The sequence below is a fragment of the Ampullimonas aquatilis genome, from assembly GCF_049675895.1.
GTDB lineage: Bacteria > Pseudomonadota > Gammaproteobacteria > Burkholderiales > Burkholderiaceae_D > Ampullimonas > Ampullimonas aquatilis.
In genome coordinates this window covers 1,979,608-1,998,336 of sequence record NZ_CP183834.1, presented here as the reverse complement: position 1 = coordinate 1,998,336, position 18,729 = coordinate 1,979,608, and the positions used below count along the sequence as shown (strand labels likewise).

Genomic DNA, 18,729 nt, shown 5'->3' with positions numbered 1-18,729 from the left:
CAATTTTTGAGACATAACGATAACTATGACTGATTTACAGACCAGCTTGATTGGTGCAGGCGCCATCGTCGTGATTGGGGTGGTGGTTTTTAATGTGTGGCAGGCAAGAAAAATGGCTCGCACCGCACAGCCATTTTCTGCAACCATGGATCAGGACATGGATAGTCAGACGGGAGAATTGAAAGAGCCGGTGTTTATTCAGGAAGATACCGTGACGCCCACGGCGATTGGAGAAATGACGCTGGCCGAGCCGGATTCCATGATTCAGGTTTTTTCGGAAGACGGTATCAATCCCCTGGTGGATGCCATTACACCGGTCACGCTGGAAACCGAACGTTCGGGTGCGCAGATTGAAAAGGCCTTTGATGGTTTTAAAAAGGTTGGCAACAAGACTGTCAAGCTGGAAGGCTATAACCGCAGTGAGCATATCTGGGAAGCCATCAATCCTGGGGTGAACTACCTCCAATTGCGTATTGGTCTGCAAATGGCCTGCCGCCGTGGTCCATTGAGCAGTCTGGAATATTCCGAATTTGCCAGCCGTCTGCAGCGTGCTACCGAGCCATTCAATGCCTTTGTGGACGTGCCCGATATGAGCGCCATCATCATGCAAGCTGAAAAGCTGGATCAATTGGCCGCCAATCATGACTTGAAAATCAGTCTGAATCTGGTGTCCGATGGTGCGCCCTGGGCACCTGCCACCGTACGCCATATTGCCCAGCAGGATCGCTGGATGCCCATTGCACCGGCACGCTATGCTTTTGTGCGTGAAGATTCACTGGATGAACCGATTTTCTTTGTCAATGTGCCCGAATGGCTGATGTCGCTCAAAAGCATGAGTACGGGCGGCACGCAACAATTGTCACCCGCCATGGAATTTGATCAGCCCGTACAGGCGTTGACCTTGTTGCTGGATGTGCCACGTGCCAAGCAGGAGCTCAAGCCTTTTGCGGCCATGCGTCAGTATGCCGAAACCTTGTCTGCCAAGATTGGTGCGCAGATTGTGGACGATAACGGCCAGCCCTTGCCACCGGCCGCACTGGATGCAATTGACCAGCAATTACTTGGCAAGTATGAAGAAATGCAGGCATATGGCATTGTGGCGGGTTCTTCATTGACACGGCGTTTATACGCGGTCTAAATTCGCTGTCCAAATTGGTTGTTCATCTTTCCACAAGTGACGCGCCTATGTCGTTCAACGATTATTTCGACAATCTGCCAGGCAATAGCCTGAGCAGATTGAGCGATTAGCCGATTCCTGATTGTCATGTCAGTTCCAACCAATGCCATTGAGCGCGTGCAGCAACTGCGTGCTGAACTGGCACGGCATAATCAAGCCTACTATCTGCAGGATGCACCGTTGGTTCCCGATTCGGAATATGACCGGCTGTTTGCCGAACTGCAGGCGCTTGAAAACCAATACCCCGAATTATTGACACCCGATTCGCCCACTCAGCGTGTGGGTGGCGCTGCGCTTTCAGCGTTTGAGCAGGTGACTCATGTGGTGCCAATGCTCTCGCTCAATAATGGTTTTGAAGATGACGATATTCATGCCTTTGCCAAACGTGTGGCCGACGGGTTGGGGCAGGCGGTAGGAACAGTGGGCAGCCAGACCGATACGTCAGTCGCGCCGCAGCAAGGCGGTTTGTTTGATGCGCCGGTTGCCGAGTCGATGGCTGAACCGATTAACAACGAAGCGGCAGGTGTTGCCTTTGCGGTTGAGCTCAAGTTTGATGGCCTGGCCATTAATTTGCGCTACGAACAGGGGGTGCTGGTCAATGCCGCCACCCGTGGCGATGGCGCGGTGGGTGAAAATGTCACGGCCAATATCCGCACGATTCGCGCGATTCCGCTCAAACTCAAAGGGCTGGTGCCAGCAATACTGGAGGTGCGTGGCGAAGTGTTCATGTTTCACGCCGACTTTGCCGGTCTCAATGCCCGTCAGCGTGACAAGGGTGAAAAGGAATTTGCCAATCCGCGCAATGCGGCGGCGGGCAGTTTGCGGCAGCTTGATCCTAAAATCACGGCCAGTCGGCCACTCTCGTTTTTTGCTTATGGGCTCGGTGAAGTGAGCGGGCTGACTAGCGGTGTGAGTTTGCCAGAAACGCATGGTGAATTACTGGATTGGTACGCCAGTCTGGGTATTCCTGTTTGCGAACATCGGGGGGTGGTGCGCGGCGCAGCCGGATTGCTGAGCTTTTACCGCAAGATGGGCGCGCTGCGGGATCAATTGCCTTATGACATTGATGGTGTGGTTTACAAGGTCAATCGATTCAGCGAACAGCGCGAACTGGGTTTTGTCTCGCGAGCCCCGCGTTTTGCCATTGCCCATAAGTATCCCGCTCAGGAAGCCCTGACCACGGTGGAAGCCATTGAAGTGCAGGTTGGCCGCACTGGTGCCATTACGCCCGTTGCACGCCTGGCACCGGTGTTTGTGGGCGGCGTCACGGTCACCAATGCCACTTTGCATAACGAAGACGAAGTGCGCCGTAAAGATGTGCGTGTGGGTGATACCGTATTTGTGCGGCGTGCCGGTGATGTGATTCCGGAGGTGGTGCGTGTGTTGCCAGAACGACGGCCAGCCAGCGCTGTTGAATTTGTCATGCCCGTAACTTGCCCGGTGTGTGGTTCCGAAGTCTTGCGCCTGGAAGGTGAGGCGGTGGCACGTTGTACGGGCGGGCTGTTTTGTGCTGCTCAGCGCAAGCAGGCGATTTTGCATTTTGCCCAGCGCCGTGCGCTGGATATTGAAGGCCTGGGTGAGAAGCTGGTCGATCAGCTGGTTGATCAACAGATCGTCCATACCCTGGCCGATCTTTATAAGTTGGGCGTGCTGGCCTTATCCAATCTGGAGCGCATGGCTGAAAAAAGTGCGCAAAATCTGGTCGATGCGCTCCAAAAAAGTAAGCAAACCACGCTGGCGCGCTTTATTTATGGGTTGGGTATACGCCATGTGGGTGAAGCGACTGCCAAAGATCTGGCCAAACACTTTGGCACGCTCGACGCCTTTATGGGAACCTCGGAAGAAGGCCTGCTGGAAGTCAACGATGTGGGCCCGGTGGTGGCGCAATCGATCCGACATTTTCTCGACCAGCCGCATAATGTCGAAGTGATTGAGCAATTACGCGCTGCCGGGGTCAGTTGGGTAGAAGGTGAGCCAGCCAGGGTGGCACATCATCCCCATGTTTCTGGCAAGACTTTTGTGCTGACCGGCACCTTGCCTACCATGACGCGTGACGATGCCAAGGCCAAAATTGAAGCAGCAGGTGGCAAGTGCGCGGGTTCAGTTTCCAAAAAAACCGATTACGTGGTGGCCGGTGCCGAAGCCGGCAGTAAACTCACCAAAGCCGAAGAACTCGGCATCACCATCCTGGACGAAGCCGGCTTGTTGGCTTTGCTGGCGCAGTAATCCTTCTGTTTTTTGCTTGTGATTAAATGCTAGGTGCTTGTCAGGCACGGCTGGCTTTTTGTCACACCCACACTTTACACATCACTTTTAAAGTTTTACATTAATTAAATAATTATAATTAATTCATATAGTTAAAAATTAATCTTTAAGTTTTAGATTCAAAGTAAAACTGGAAAAGCATAGTTTCTACGGGCAAATGGTTTCATCCATAGTCGATTTTGAAAAAACATACTCAAGATATATACTCCTTAAGTGTATTTTTATTAAGCAAATAAATACCTACATAAAGAGCCTATTTTTATATATACCCCATAGTTTTATTGAATTTGACCGGTTTAAGCAGATTTTGGTCATTGATGTGCAAAAGTCTTGAACCAAGCAGGGTGCGAATCAAGAAGCCGATAGACGTCAAGTTGGTATTAAGTCGGTGCGAAGTCGGTATTGAGCAGTCGGGCCCAATCTATTGCGTCTGCGGAAGCATGACAAATGTGATGCTGATCTGATTGCTGGGACGATATCCTCCAATAAAAAACAGACTCAGGGAGGTTGTCATGACAGTTGTTAATTTTTCATATTAATTGTTAATAGCAACTATAAATTGATAATGTCACAATACTTTGTCAGAATCGTCGCTTCGACTTATTCACCGGATTTTTCAACATTATGCTTCCAGCCCGCAGTGATTTGCAGAATCGGCGTCCTGTCTGGGAAGTGCTTTCCGAACTCTTTTTGCATTTGGACGATGCCCTGGGTCGAAGCTGGCGTATTGATATTCTGGCGCGTTCACCCTACAGTGTGACCGAGCTTGAACACATACTCATTGACGAGGTTTATCCTGCCTGCAGGTCACAACCACTGTATTTTGACGAAGACGGTCTGTATATTGATCATGGTTGGCTGGAAGAGATCATACTCAGCAAGCTGGCTTCATCGTGGCGTTTTTTGGGGTATCTCGATATGGCCCGGTTTATTGCTCAATGGTCAGTCTTGAAATCAGAGGAATGGCAGGCCACCCGACAAGGCATCGAATTGACCCGCCTGCAACTTTCAAACAATTCCGGTCTGGTTTAGTTTTTTTTACCGAGGGCGATAGCAGGTCTGCCACCAGAATTTTTCTGAGCGCATTCTTCATCATCACACCACTCTGATGATCGGATGACACGACGCATATTTCTGCGCAACTAAGTAGAAACACTTCTTGCTAGACATCCTTATTGGCTTTGTAATCAAAGCACCATGAAGAGATGGATCACACACTAAGCAACCCGATTGGTGCGTTGCCTGACTAATCAAAACATGGCGGATTGACGCAGTTTGCCATTTCTTCAGGGGCCAATAACGACACCACGAACGATGGTGTAAAACAGTACAAATCGAGGGCCGACATGATTCATGATATTTTGAGAATGGGTGATCCGCGCCTGTTGCGAATTGCCGAGCCGGTTCAGTATTTTGATACGCCAGCCTTGCACACGCTGGTGACGGACATGTTTGAAACCATGCAGGCTGCGGGTGGCGTTGGTCTGGCCGCCCCACAGATTGGCATCAATTTGCAGTTGGTGATTTTTGGCTTTGAACAAAGCCAGCGCTACCCAGGTGCGCCAGCGATTCCACAAACCATTTTGATCAATCCCAGCCTTTACCCACTCACCGACAAAACCGAACAAGGCTGGGAAGGGTGCCTGAGTGTGCCCGGCCTGCGTGGTGCCGTGCCTCGCTATACCCAGTTGCGCTACACCGGCTTTGACGAATATGGCGAAATGATCGACCGTACCGTCGATGGTTTTCACGCCCGTGTAGTGCAACATGAATGTGATCACCTGATCGGCCGACTGTATCCCACCCGCATGACCGATCTCACCCAGCTTGGTTTTACCGAGGTACTGTTTCCGGAGTTGCCGCCAACTTGATGTTTGATTGAATGTGTTGCCTATCTTGCGTTGAATGTATCGTCGTCTTGTTTTTGCCTGTATAGCGTTTTGAAAAGCGAATTAAAGGTTTCTCGACAAAATAATAAGCGGCTATGCCTGCGAAAACGGCACTGATCACTACTAGCACATAACAAAGGCCGGTATTGACGTGCCATCGCTGATGCAGCACCAACGTCATTTTGCATGCGACTGAAACCACCGTGAAGTGCACCAGGTAAACCGAATAGGAAGCATCGCCTAATAAGTTCAATATATCGGGTGCCTTCCAGCCTTTGGACCGTTCAAGTGAAACAGCGCCATAGAGCATGCATGCACTTGCCAGTCCAAAGCCCAATTCGATTGGTGTATTACCAACTGGCATCATGGTTCGGTCAACCACCATCATAGTGACAAAAAGCAATAATCCGGTTGATAACAGTAGCCATGCACTCATCGTTCTGATTTTGAATCTCGTTAATCTCCAAACCAAAATTCCCATCAAAAATTCAAGATTGAGTGGGTTGGCCAAAAATTTAGCCAGATAGTGCTCAGGAAACGCGAGCGACAATAAGCTGACCATCAGCAGGGTACTGCAGCCAATGAAAGGGGATAGGATGAATATCCCAAAGAATAGATAAAAAATCATTTCATGCTGCAATGTCCAGGCAACCGGAATAAGCGGTGCGCCTGTGCCGCCAATGACATCAATATTTTGAGGCAAAAGAAAGATGGTTTTGAAAATGATGCTGGCATCATAAGGAATGGCTGCTGATAAGTTGCCCATGAATAAAAGTTGCAGGCCGACCAGCAGCAGGATCACCCAATAGAGTGGGTAGATCCGCCACAAGCGCTTGTTGAGAAATGAAGGAAATGCATTCCAATGGCCGATATCCGTGGCATGGACATGGGCAATGATAAAACCACTGATAACGAAAAACAGGTCAACACCCGCATAGCCCGACAACAAGAAGCCACCCAATGGGTCATACCCAAAATATTTTGGTAATTGAAATACTGCGCTGCAATGAAATAACACCACCAATAAAGCTGCGAAACCACGGGCTAGCTGAATGGTTTGGAGCGCGCTTGTTTTCTTCAATTCAATCATAGGGTAGAGGCGTGTTTGAGTAAAAACGCCGGAGCAGTAATAATCTGAGTGCCAGAACATGGGGTGATGGCTCGGGAGCAAACTCGGGTCTAGAAAAACCTCTTAATGCATTGATGACGGGCCGTAAACCGGCATTTTTCAAACCACCTGCAATGATGGATTTCATGGAGTGATGTTTCGATGATTTTTTTTGTGCAGAATTTGTTGATGCCAACTCAATGAGTTTAATCTGATGAATGGGGTCGATAATGTCATCGATTCCGGACGGTACTCGACGAATCCAGTCGGTGATAACAGGCAAAGCCTGATTAATTTGATGTGTGATGTTGGTTTGTGGTGATCCGAAGTTGGCTCTGGGTATATTCATGAGGAGTTCAGGGAACATCTGATCGACCGTTTGCCGATACAGACGTTTGCCAAGTCTCAATTTGGTGGGGAGTTTGCTGACAAAGTCGATGATCTCTCGGCTAAGCCATGGATTCTCCACAAAGGCAAAATTACCTACCAGATTTTTACGCCAGTTCATCATAACGTGGTTGATGCGATGTTCAAGGTAGATAGAATCTTTAGCTGCATGAAGATCGTCATGTTCTAGAATTTTTTCTTTGACTTTGAGCAGTTCACTTTCATAAACAAGGCAAAGTTTCTCAAATACTTCGGCTGGCAGAATCGCCCTCAATTGGTTGAATTTCTTGAGATCATTCACATTTATTGTCGTTAATACATCGTGCCAGTCATGCAACTTTCTATCCATCCAACCAAAGCACTCATCACCACAAAGAATCGTGCGATCTGATACTTCGCCATATTTTTGTGTCAACTTGTTCCATGCATAAAGTTCATCACAGAAATTGGACAAGCCTTCTCCCTGACTGGCATTGAGTTCTATCAGCCGAAGCAGGTCACATGAAAAATCTATTGTTTCGTGCGTGTAACCATAAATAGCGGCTTGCTGTGCTGCGACGGCAGCATCACTGCCAGGTAAGACAGTTCCATGAATATAAGACAGGCAATGTACATCTTTTCTACCAGTGTGGGCCAGCACACCGAGAATGGCAGATGAATCATATCCTCCTGATAAAGATACGAGAGGACTATTAATCATTTTGACAGTGGCGTCAACGCTATGCGTAATCAGAGTGGCCATTTCCTTGCCGGCAGTCACGTGATCAATATGACCGTGCTGCTCATAGACTGGCTGCCAGTATTTTTGACTATTTATTTGCCCGTCTTGAATGGTATGCAGACTTGCGGAGTCAAGTAGTCGTACTCCCATTACGGGAGTAATCGAGTTGATCATTGATCCATTTGCGAGATAGGATGCCACTGCTGCCAGAGGTGGATTGATGGGATCTGTAGCAGAAACTAACAGGTTTGGATGAGTTGAGAACGACGGTTTTTCCGACTCCAGAACAAATATTTTTTGATAGTTGACAGGATCAGTGCGTATGATTATTTGACCACTGTTTAAATTACAAACACAGATCGTGACAGCATTCACGCCTCCTTGTGGAGATAGATGACCCTGACCATTGAGTGCTTTCTCAGCCCAAGTGATTAACGCTTCATGTGTGAGTTTTCTGCCAATACTCCAAACAATCAAGTGAGCGTGACGAACTAACTCAATATGTTTTCCACGTAATGTGAGGTGGTCATCTTGTATAACAAGATCTATAAGACTATCAAGTTGGTCTGGCTTGGAAGAGAGTTGGGCGTAGTTTAGTAAAAATTTTTGCATTATCGTTAAGACGCTTCAGGATTTTTTATTGCAGCACTTTCATCTTGTAAACTATTATGTGCTGATGGCTCCAAAACCTTTCCAAGTTCCGGGCGTGCCTGCTGTGACACAAACCCACCCTATGAATCCACCTGGCAAAGGCGTGCTATTCCACACGACATCACCAGCTGACCAAGTACCAGTAGTTGGTGCCGTATTTCTTTGATCATTTGATTTAAGTAGATTGATTCCGGGGTTGTAAGCACCTGAAATTATGGCATTCATTTGTGCTTGTAATTGCGGTGTGTAAGGACCACTAATCTGGTGAAATTGAGAGAATTGAACAGTGGCGCCAGCACTATCGATTGGACCAAAAATAAGATTGCTGGCACCTGCAGAAATCCCGTCATAAACATAAGCAATCCTGACTGCTGTACCGGCTCTAAGCTGAATGAGTTGGGTGCCGAGGTTTGAATAAATGTTGACCGCTAGAACAGTATCGATATTTGAAAGCAGATTAAACGCGATGCAAATTCGTCCACCATTCAAGGAGTTGATGACTAATCTAGCCCTATTGGTTTGGCCATTACCAGGAGTTGGTGAAAATTGTACGTAGAAAAATTGTCCGAAGATGGCATCCCTGCCAAATCCATTGCTGATTGTGCCGTTTGTGTCAGAAAATGAAGGTGTTGCCGGTAAGTTGAATTCATTCGGAATTGTGGTCGTCACAAACGTATTTGCTGGTAAAACTCTGGCAAAGGGAGCTACATTACCTGTAGTTGAATGCCAGCCAATGATACCCTGTATAGAACCAACTGTATCTATAACCCCATCGGCAAGCACGCCAGATGTGCTATCAGTCTGACAAAATTTACCCTGTGGATTACCATAACCACAGACATCCGATAAAACTAACCGGGATTGGTTTTCAAGAATGAAGGCTGGATTAACTGCTGCTTCAGAAATAAATTGGGAACGAAAGCGCAAATAAGCAAAGCTACAATAGACCATTGATTTTTTGATGATAAGGCCATCAAAAGCAAAGGTAGCTGATCCGCTTCCACTTGCTTCACTTGTGCCACCAATCACGTTAATTTCTGTCAAATTGTTATTTGCTCCTATCACCGCAAGTGCACAAATGGAATTCCCATTCATGGTGTTGTTCCATAAATAGAGTGCGTGATGGGGAAAATTAGCTGTGACATTATTTGTGAGAAATCCAACGCTGTTTCCTATACATTGAGAGTCGTAAAAACTAATGGAGTTTCCGCCCCCGTTTCCAATAGTATTTTTGACGTATATACCTACTCCATTGTTATAGGCTTTTAAAGAGTAAGTAGTGCAGAACTGAGTCCCTTCAAAATAGAACCCTACATTGCAATTAACTATATGGATCGTGTCTAGAATAACCGCAGCATGATTATTGATTTTCAGGCCAGTTAAGTATGGGGTGCCAAGTGTAGATGGATTAGTCAAACCACCATCAATGATGAATCCCTGAAGTAAACAATAGCCACTGACCTGTAATGGCGTGCCAGCTGGAATGGTGATAGCGGGGCCAGTACCAGATAGGATTTTGAGGATTGCACCATTTCCAATAATTTTTGTTGCAGCATTGAGGACTAAAGAGGTAATGCCAAAGGTGCCATTATTCAGATTGACGGCTACAGCGTTATTTAGACTCTGTGCCGCAGCAATTGCACGATTAATCGCCGCTGTATCATCACTGATGCCATCACCGATTGCTCCAAAATCCTTTACACTGATTGCCTCCTGAAGCTTAAGTTGCACGGTTCTAGCCACCGCACCAGTACCCGTTTGTGTAAAGGTGATCTGTGTCGCATCTGCCATAAAAACCTCAGAATGGTAAGGACGTTAAATATAAATCTACACTTACTTATTGAGACATATGAACTCAATATAACTATCAATGATGATGTTTATATGACATGCGATTACTTATCTTCTCCGTTAGATAAGGCTCTTTAACTTGTGGCTTTTCATAAGGTAATACGAGAATGGCCAATTGATTTTCGGTAATTCTTTGATAATTAAATATCGTGTTGTCTATTTGATTTTTTGCGACAAGATTTTCTAATGGTTTGATCAGGTTCATTCCATGCTTATAAAAAGCACCTACAACAAGGCGTGTGCTTTCTGTTGACTTTATGCTGCTTGCACAAGTTCTGCAGGTACTTCCCTTGGCGGTTTTGTTGAAGACAAGTTCGTAGTGACTTATGGTTGCTATGCCTGCTTTTAGTCATGCAAGCTGTCATACAGACTTTGGCGCAGATGAGGACGGTGATTTGTGAAGCGCTTTCAACAGGCACAGCAAATGTGCGAATGGGATGATTTGCCTGCACGTCGTGCCAAAATCATGGCCGAGCTGATGGCCGATCAGGCTGGTTTGGTGCCGCCTTTTTTGTTATTGTCCATGCAGGGAGTTTCCGCCAGCGAGCAGCAGCAGGCTGCCACTCTGTGGATGCAGAAGAAGCAGGTAGCGAGTGTGGCGGTGCGTGCCGGCCTGGCGTTTGAACCATTGGCGCATCGGCGGCCACGGATCCGGCTGGCTTATTTATCCAACGATTTTCACGATCACGCCACGGCCATGCTAATGATCGAGTTGCTCGAAGCGCATGATCATGCCCGTTTTGAAGTTTATGCTTACTCTTATGGTGCTGATGACGGCAAGCAGATGCGTGGTCGTTTGCGTGAAAGTTTTGAGCACTTTACCGATATCTCGTCACTCAGTGCCGTGGCAGCGGCGCAGCGAATTTATGCCGATGTGATTGATATTTTGGTGGATCTGAAAGGCTTTACCCAGGCCAGTCGTACCGATATCCTGTTGTTGCATCCAGCGCCGGTACAGGTCAATTATTTGGGCTATCCTGGCACATTGGGGCCCGATTTATGTGATTACATCATCACCGATGCCTATCTCACGCCGAGTAGTAGCACGGTCGATTATGATGAAGCTTTTGCTTATTTGCCCCATAGTTATCAGCCCCATGGCTGTGCTGCCAAGTTGAGCAAAGTGCCGACTCGTGCTGCGATGGGTTTGCCTGCGACAGGTTTTGTATTTTGCTGTTTTAACCAAAGCTACAAGTTCACGCCAGATGTCTTTGCGATGTGGTGCTTGCTGCTTGATCAAGTACCGGGCAGCGTTTTGTGGCTACTGGCCAATTCGCTGGCACAAGGCAATTTGCGCAACCATGCCATGCAATACGGTGTGGCGCCTGATCGGTTGATTTTTGCGCCCGACATGAGTCAATCCGACCACTTGGCACGCCTGCAATTGGCTGATCTGGTGCTTGATACCGCCCCCTATAACGCCCATACCACGGCCAGTGATGCACTTTGGGTTGGTGTGCCAATTTTGACCTGTGAAGGTGCGACCTTTGCTGCACGGGTAGCGGGCAGCCTGCTGCAGGCATCGGGCTGGTCGGAGCTGATTGCGGCAGATCTGGATGACTATTATGAAAAGGCTTATGCATTGGCAACCCAGCCCGCACAATTGGCACGCATCAAGTCGCAAATGCTGGCGCAGCGTGCTACTAATCCATTGTTTGACGTACGCAATTACACGCTCGATCTGGAAAATCTATACGAGCAAATGTGGCAACGTTTTGTGACTGGCCAGCGACCGGCTGTGTTGTCAGTGAATCGGCTTGATCTATCTATGGAAAAGATGCGTGAGCAGATCAATCCTGCTCATTAACCATGATTGTGGTGGCGGTCTGCTATTGCTCACGAGGTCGGCCAGCGCCCTCAAGCCGGTTTAGCTGAACTGACTGGGCATGAGCCAGCCCTGAATATGGGCCACGGCCAATTTATCTTCTGGATCGGAGTGGATACAGTAGGGTAGTAAAAAAATAGGCCTATATTTAACGCACTGTATAGGTATCATTTACGTATATACATCTATGGAGTATGTGATTTTCCTGTGGATAACGGTGTTGTTGTCGTTGAATAAACAGCGCCATTTGTTTATAAAAATGACTCATCGGTGCGTAGATAACGCCATTTCCCTTGCGGTAAATTACCCAGAATGATATTGCCAATGCGGATGCGTTTCAGTCCAAGCACTTTCAGCCCGACCATCTCGCACATGCGGCGGATCTGGCGCTTTTTGCCTTCCTGTAAAATAAAGCGCAACTGATCGTCATTTTGCCAGCTGACATGGGCAGGTTTGAGTTGCTGACCATCCAGTGACAGGCCAAAGTTGAGGCGACGCAAGTCTGAGTCAGGCAGTCGACCTCCTTTTTCATAGGCCACACGCACCAGATATTCCTTTTCCATTTCCGAATCTTCACCAATCAACTGTTTGGCAATCCGGCCATCCTGCGTCAGTACCAAGAGGCCGGTGGAATCAATATCCAGGCGGCCGGCCGGTGCCAGACTGCGTAAGTGACTGCCTTCAAATTCAATGTCCGAATTGTCGCCATTCCAGCGGTTGTCGGGCACCGCCAGCACAATCGCTGGCTTGTAGCCATCTTCAGCCTGCCCAGAGACATAGCCAATCGGCTTATGCAGCAAAATCGTGACACGGCCAGCCTGCTGGTTGCGCGCCGCACGATCAATACTGATTTTCTGCTCTGGTTTGATACGCGTACCCAGTTCGGTAATGCGCTGGCCATCCACATAGACCCAGCCTTTTTCAATCCATTCGTCGGCTTCACGGCGCGACGCCAGGCCCAGCTCGGACATGCGTTTGGACAAGCGTATGCCGCTCGGCGCTGCCGCAGGAGCAGTTGCGTTGCTGCTTGCCGACTGATTGACCAAGCTGTTGCCTGTGTAAGTACCATGCTCTGGTGTGTTTGGGGTAGGGCGGTTGGCCAGTTTGGTGCGTGTAAAGGGGCGATTCAGATTGTTGCTGACGGGTTTTGATTTCGTTGTTACTGTCGTGGCTTCGCTGTCAGTGGGTGTTGTCGATACATCACGCGGTGCTTTGCGCCAGACTTTTTTGGTAGGTTCATTCATGTTTATACCGCCATTGCTTCCAGCATCCGGGTTTCAAACTGGATCTGGGTTTTGTTATTGTTTAAGGCTGGGCCATCGATGAGAAAAACGTCTTCGACGCGCTCGCCCAGTGTCATGATCTTGGCGGTGTGCAGATTGAGTTTGTATTCGGCGATGATATAGGCAATGGTGTAGAGCAGGCCGGTGCGGTCATTGGCGGTGATCGACAGGAAATAATGCTGGCCGCGTTCATCAGGGCGTAAATCGACGCGCGGCTTGATGGGGAAATGTTTGGACTGACGTGACATGCGGCCCTTGCGTGGCACTGGCAGAGTGGTTCTTTCCAGTAACCAATGATTGAGTTCGTACTCGATGACTTCAATCAGAGCCCGATAATTGGACATATCATCGTCAATCACCATAAAGCTATCCAGCGCATACTGGGTGTTGGTGGTATGAATCTTGGCATCCAGAATCGACATATTCTTGCTGTCAAAGTACGCACAGATCAGCGCAAACAGTTCAGGGCGATCTTTGGCATAAACCATCACCTGCATACCTTCGCCACTGGGTGCCAGGCGTGCACTGACGACTGGTTCGGTGGCGGTGAGCTGGTCGTGCAGATGGCGGGTCTGCCAGGCAATGTCATTGGCATCGTGGCGTAAAAAATAGGCCACATCCAGCGTCTTCCAAAAGGCCTCGTGGCTGAATTCGGAAAAGCCGTACAGCCGCAGACTCTTGATGGCATCACGTTTACGCTGTTCCAATTCGGCTGTGGCACTGGGCGGCTCACCACCCAGTGCCCGCTTGGTCATTCGGTACAGTTCTTCCAGTAGGCGGCCTTTCCAGGCATTCCATACCTTGGGACTGGTGCCACGTACATCGGCCACCGTCAGCAGGTAGAGCGCCGTCAGATAACGTTCGTTCTTGACCATTCTGGCAAAATTGGCAATCACTTCGGGATTGCTCATGTCCTGCTTTTGCGCCACTTGCGACATTTGCAGATGCTGTTTGACAAGAAAACAGATCAACTCGGTGTCCTCTTTGTCAATTTCGTGTTCACGGCAAAAACGACGCACATCGCGTTCACCGAGTTCGGAATGATCACCGCCGCGGCCTTTGGCAATATCATGAAACAATGCCGCCACATACAGCACCCAGGGGCGCTCAAAGTTGGCAATCAACTGGCTGCAAAAGGGATACTCGTGCGCATATTCCGGAAACATGAAGCGGCGGATATTGCGCAATACCATCAGGATATGCTGATCGACCGTGTAAACATGAAACAGATCATGCTGCATCTGCCCGACAATCCGCCGAAATGATGGCAGGTAGCGGCCTAGAATGGACAGTCGGTTCATGTTCCGTAAGGCATGTGTCACCCCAAACGGCAGGTGAATGATGTCCATGAACAAGGCCCGATTAACCGGGTTTTTACGAAAAGCCTCATCAATATGGTCACGTGCATGCCAGAGTCGACGCATGGTATTGGCCGTGAGGCCTGACAGCTGTTTATTTTGCGCCAGTGTGAGGAAGGTGGCCAGAATCAGGCTGGAATTTTTATCGTAACAGTCACCATCAACCAGATCCAGCAGGCCATTACGTTCCCGAAAATAACTCGCAAAAGCGCCTTCCAATGGATTGCTATTGGCTTTGCTGACCGGAAATAAGCGCGCTTCAATGTTTTGCAGCAAGATGGTATTGAGCTGGGTCACGGCCTTGGCCGACCAGTAATAGCGCTGCATCAACACTTCAGAGGCGCGCTTGCTGGCCTGTGCCTCACAATGAAAACGTTCGGCCAGTGTCTGTTGGACATCAAATACCAAACGATCTTCGCGGCGTTTGCAAATCAGATGCAAATGACAGCGGATTTTTTTCAGTATGCCTTCGTTGCGCTGTAGTTGCTTGGACTCAAATTGCGTGATCAAGCGCCGTTTACAGAGCTCGTTCCAGCTATTGCCAAATCCGGCTGCTTTGGCAACCCAAAGAATGAGTTGCAGATCGCGCAGGCCACCAGGGCTTTCCTTGCAATTGGGCTCCAGACTGTATGGGGTGTCTTCATACTTGCTGTGGCGCTGTCGCATTTCCATGACTTTGGCACGGAAAAATGCTTTTGAGTCCATGGCATTGTCATAAAGACGGGTCAGCAGGCTGAATAGGCGATGATTGCCCGTAATCAAACGAGCTTCGAGCAGCGAGGTCTGCACGGTGATGTCAGCCCCGGATTCTTCAAGGCATTGCTCAATCGTGCGTACACTATGGCCCAGATCCAAACCCAAATCCCAGAACATGCCAACCAGTGTTTCGATTTTGCCTTGCAGCTCAGCAAATTTTTCTGGCTGATTGGGCAGATTTTTAGGCAATAAAAACAAAACATCCACGTCGGAATAAGGATAAAGCTCGCCCCGCCCAAAGCCGCCTACGGCAACTAGTGCGAGCGAGCTGGGAATGGTCAGGCTATGCCATAACTTTTTGAGCAACTCATCAACCAGCAGGCGATGTTTGTGCAGCAGTAGGCCACAATTGCCATTTTTTTCAAACTGAGCAAACAGTGCTTCACGGCTAGCCTTGAGTTGGCTGCGCAGCTCAGTCAGATTGATAGGATGAGCTGTTTGGTCAGACAGAGCACTTTCCCTGGCAATTGCTCCGGCATTTTCTTTTAGGCTTGAGGTGTTGTCGTCCACGCTTAGAAAGGTCACTCAGGCGGTTTGGGTTGCAGGCTGAATAAATGTTGGCGGGGCTGGCATATTGGGAGAAACGGTCAGTACTTCATAGCCAGTTTCTGTGACCAGAATGGTATGTTCCCATTGCGCTGACAGACTGCGATCGCGTGTCACGATGGTCCACCCGTCGCCCAGCTCCTTGATTTCACGGCGACCGGCATTGATCATAGGTTCAATCGTGAAAATCATACCGGCACGAATTTTTTCCAATGTACCCGGGCGACCATAATGCAAAATCTGAGGCTCTTCATGAAATTTACTGCCGATGCCATGACCACAAAATTCACGTACCACGCTAAATCCAGCTTTTTCAGCGTGTTGTTGGATAACGTGGCCAATATCACCGAGGGTTGCGCCAGGTTTGACCTGCGCAATACCTAACCACATGCATTCGTAGGTGATTTCGGTGAGACGTTTAGCGGCAATTGATGCTTCACCAACATAAAACATGCGGCTGGTATCGCCATGGTAGCCATCCTTAATGACGGTAATGTCCAAATTGACAACGTCGCCATTTTTCAGGACTTTATCACCGGGAATACCATGACAGACCTGGTGATTGACCGAAGTGCAGATTGACTTGGGGTAGGGCTTGTAACCTGGTGGGGTGTAATTGAGTGGCGCTGGGATGGTCTGTTGAACATTGACCATATAGTCATGACAAAGTTTGTCCAGTTCACCGGTCGTGATGCCGGGTTTGACAAAAGGCGTAATATAATCAAGTACTTCTGCGGCAAGTTTGCCGGCGATGCGCATTTTTTCGATTTCTTCTGCGGATTTGATGTGGATGGGCATGTTGGCCTTGAGCTAGTAACAATAAATTAGATTTTCTGGTACCGGATCGTCGTACCATCTAATAATCAGCGTTGAATTATCGCATTAAACCATTGACTAAGTGGCTATCGCTCTGCTGTTAGTGGGGCTTTCCAATGAGTTTTGAATGCCGAAACAATGATTTGCAGCGATTCTTTATTGCCACTTGTTAGATTGGCAATAAAAACGATACAATGTTGGGCTATTGTGTTTTTTGCCTCGCACACTAAATGGAGGCAGATTTTAAATCTCAAGCCGTTACAAACAAGGGTGTTTGCCAGATTGGTGAATACAAAAACGGTTTAGGAAATTAACCCTTAAAGGAACTACCATGTCCGTTACTATGCGCGAAATGCTGGAAGCCGGTGTCCACTTTGGTCACCAAACACGTTTCTGGAATCCTAAGATGGCCCCTTATATTTTTGGTCATCGCAATAAAATTCACATTATCAACCTTGAAAAAACCATGGTCATGTACCAGGATGCGATGAAGTATATTCGTCAGCTTTCTGCTAACCGTGGTACGGTCCTGTTTGTTGGTACTAAACGCCAAGCTCGTGAGACGATCGCTGAAGAAGCGGCGCGTGCTGGTATGCCATTTGTTGATCAGCGTTGGCTGGGTGGTATGTTGACCAACTTCAAAACAGTCAAGGTATCCATCAAAAAACTCAAGGAAATGCAAGCGAGCGTGGACGAGGGTGTTCTTGATCGCCTCAGCAAAAAAGAAGGTCTGGTATTTCAGCGTGAGATGGAGAAGCTGGAAAAAAGTATTGGTGGCATTAAAGATATGGGTGGCGTGCCTGATGCTATTTTTGTCATTGATGTTGGTTACCATAAAGGTGCTATTACCGAGGCAAGTAAGTTGGGTATCCCAGTTGTAGCTATTGTTGATACCAACCACTCTCCAGAAGGCGTGGCTTATGTAATTCCTGGCAATGATGATTCGAGCAAGGCCATCACGCTCTACGCTCGTGGCGTAGCTGATGCCATTCTGGAAGGTCGTGCCAATGCGGTGAATGAAGTTGTGCAGGCAATCAACTCTGCTCAGGAAGAGTTCGTTGAAGTGGCTGAATAAGCTGCCGCTGATTGAAATTCACTTGATTGGTATTTGTCGGTAGATAGTCCAATCCGAAACGGGGCGTCAGAGCCCCGTTTTTTTGTAAATTGATTTTGAAGGAGTTAAACATGGCGGAAATTACCGCAGGTATGGTCAAAGAGTTGCGCGAAAAAACCGATGCGCCCATGATGGAATGTAAAAAAGCTCTGGCAGAGGCCGGTGGTGATATGGATAAGGCCGAAGAGTTGCTGCGAGTCAAGCTGGGTAACAAGGCTAGCAAGGCTGCTTCGCGTGTTACGGCTGAAGGCATTATTACGGCAAGTATCAATGGTGGCGTTGGCGCGATCATCGAAATCAATTGTGAAACTGATTTTGTCGCTAAGAATGATGATTTCCTGGCATTTGGCAAGAAGTGTGCTGAGCTGGTTGCCAAAAGCAATCCAGCCGATGTGACGGCTTTGTCGGCGCTGCCACTGGATGAGGGTACCGTGGATTCAGTTCGTTCAGCCCTGATCGGTAAAATTGGTGAGAATCTGTCAATCCGCCGTTTTGTGCGTTACGAGACAACTGGTAAGTTGGCGTCTTATTTGCACGGCACCAAAATTGGTGTTCTGGTTGATTTTGATGGTGGTGATGAGCAGGTCGGTAAAGATGTCGCTATGCACATTGCGGCTTCCAAACCCATTTGCGTATCTCGTGAAGAAGTCCCGGCGGAAAGTATTGAAGCAGAACGCAATATTTTCTCTCAGCAAGCTGCTGAATCAGGCAAGCCAGCCGAAATCATCGCTAAAATGGTTGAAGGCCGTATCAACAAGTTTTTGGCTGAAGTGGCTTTAATGGGTCAGCCTTTTGTTAAAAATCCTGATGAAACCGTTGAGAAGATGCTCAAAGCCAAAGGTGCAACGGTGAAGGCTTTTACTCTGTTTGTTGTGGGTGAAGGTATCGAGAAGAAACAAGAGGATTTTGCTGCTGAAGTTGCTGCCACAATGGCTGCAGCGAAGCAGTAATTTACTTTCTAACTAACTACAACTGGTAACTG

The 18,729-nt window shown here is 48.2% G+C and carries 13 protein-coding genes; 7 read left to right on the top strand and 6 right to left on the bottom strand.

The window, feature by feature from the left end:
* Positions 1–25 precede the first annotated feature (25 nt).
* The 4 genes from ACMYR3_RS09210 to def all read left to right on the top strand — a co-directional run bounded on the left by ACMYR3_RS09210 (position 26) and on the right by def (position 5,313).
* On the top strand, positions 26–1,138 hold the full coding sequence (locus tag ACMYR3_RS09210) for a cell division protein ZipA C-terminal FtsZ-binding domain-containing protein (protein ID WP_424191510.1): 1,113 nt from the start codon (positions 26–28) through the stop codon (positions 1,136–1,138).
* Between the two features lie 126 nt (positions 1,139–1,264).
* Complete coding sequence (gene ligA, locus ACMYR3_RS09205; RefSeq protein ID WP_424191508.1) at positions 1,265–3,403, top strand: NAD-dependent DNA ligase LigA; 2,139 nt, start codon at positions 1,265–1,267, stop codon at positions 3,401–3,403.
* Positions 3,404–4,066: 663 nt separating this feature from the next.
* Positions 4,067–4,474 carry a DUF7079 family protein gene (locus tag ACMYR3_RS09200; RefSeq protein WP_424191506.1) on the top strand — a complete coding sequence of 136 codons (408 nt, stop codon included), beginning with the start codon at positions 4,067–4,069 and terminating at the stop codon, positions 4,472–4,474.
* Positions 4,475–4,788: 314 nt separating this feature from the next.
* On the top strand, positions 4,789–5,313 hold the full coding sequence (gene def, locus ACMYR3_RS09195; protein ID WP_424191504.1) for a peptide deformylase: 525 nt from the start codon (positions 4,789–4,791) through the stop codon (positions 5,311–5,313).
* Here the strand turns inward: def and ACMYR3_RS09190 are convergent.
* Genes ACMYR3_RS09190 through ACMYR3_RS09180 form a run of 3 tightly spaced genes read right to left on the bottom strand, consistent with a single transcriptional unit; the run spans position 5,276 to position 9,989 of the window.
* A complete protein-coding gene (locus ACMYR3_RS09190) occupies positions 5,276–6,421 on the bottom strand; it encodes an acyltransferase family protein (protein ID WP_424191502.1) in 1,146 nt (381 codons plus the stop codon). The two genes, def and ACMYR3_RS09190, sit on opposite strands and share 38 nt — an antisense overlap.
* Entirely contained in the window at positions 6,414–8,159 is a 1,746-nt protein-coding gene (locus tag ACMYR3_RS09185) for an asparagine synthase-related protein (RefSeq protein ID WP_424191500.1), read from the bottom strand. Before ACMYR3_RS09185 ends, ACMYR3_RS09190 begins: the two co-directional genes overlap by 8 nt.
* A 54-nt stretch (positions 8,160–8,213) precedes the next feature.
* Entirely contained in the window at positions 8,214–9,989 is a 1,776-nt protein-coding gene (locus tag ACMYR3_RS09180) for a glycosyl hydrolase family 28-related protein (RefSeq protein ID WP_424191498.1), read from the bottom strand.
* 457 nt (positions 9,990–10,446) lie between these two features.
* Here ACMYR3_RS09180 and ACMYR3_RS09175 point away from each other — a divergent pair, with 457 nt between their 5' ends.
* Complete coding sequence (locus tag ACMYR3_RS09175) at positions 10,447–11,856, top strand: UDP-N-acetylglucosamine-peptide N-acetylglucosaminyltransferase (RefSeq protein WP_424191496.1); 1,410 nt, start codon at positions 10,447–10,449, stop codon at positions 11,854–11,856.
* Between the two features lie 269 nt (positions 11,857–12,125).
* Here ACMYR3_RS09175 and ACMYR3_RS09170 read toward each other — a convergent pair whose 3' ends face one another.
* From ACMYR3_RS09170 to map, 3 genes are all read right to left on the bottom strand, one after another.
* Entirely contained in the window at positions 12,126–12,863 is a 738-nt protein-coding gene (locus ACMYR3_RS09170) for a pseudouridine synthase (protein ID WP_424196435.1), read from the bottom strand.
* Positions 12,864–13,120: 257 nt separating this feature from the next.
* The gene (locus ACMYR3_RS09165) at positions 13,121–15,721 is read right to left on the bottom strand and encodes a [protein-PII] uridylyltransferase (RefSeq protein WP_424196433.1); all 2,601 of its coding nucleotides are present in this window, start codon (positions 15,719–15,721) and stop codon (positions 13,121–13,123) included.
* Between the two features lie 75 nt (positions 15,722–15,796).
* Complete coding sequence (gene map / locus ACMYR3_RS09160) at positions 15,797–16,615, bottom strand: type I methionyl aminopeptidase (RefSeq protein ID WP_424191493.1); 819 nt, start codon at positions 16,613–16,615, stop codon at positions 15,797–15,799.
* Between the two features lie 349 nt (positions 16,616–16,964).
* Here map and rpsB point away from each other — a divergent pair, with 349 nt between their 5' ends.
* Positions 16,965–17,708, top strand: coding sequence for a 30S ribosomal protein S2 (gene rpsB / locus ACMYR3_RS09155; RefSeq protein ID WP_424191491.1), 744 nt, complete (start codon positions 16,965–16,967; stop codon positions 17,706–17,708).
* Positions 17,709–17,818: 110 nt separating this feature from the next.
* The gene (gene tsf / locus ACMYR3_RS09150) at positions 17,819–18,697 is read left to right on the top strand and encodes a translation elongation factor Ts (protein WP_424191489.1); all 879 of its coding nucleotides are present in this window, start codon (positions 17,819–17,821) and stop codon (positions 18,695–18,697) included.
* Positions 18,698–18,729 lie beyond the last annotated feature (32 nt).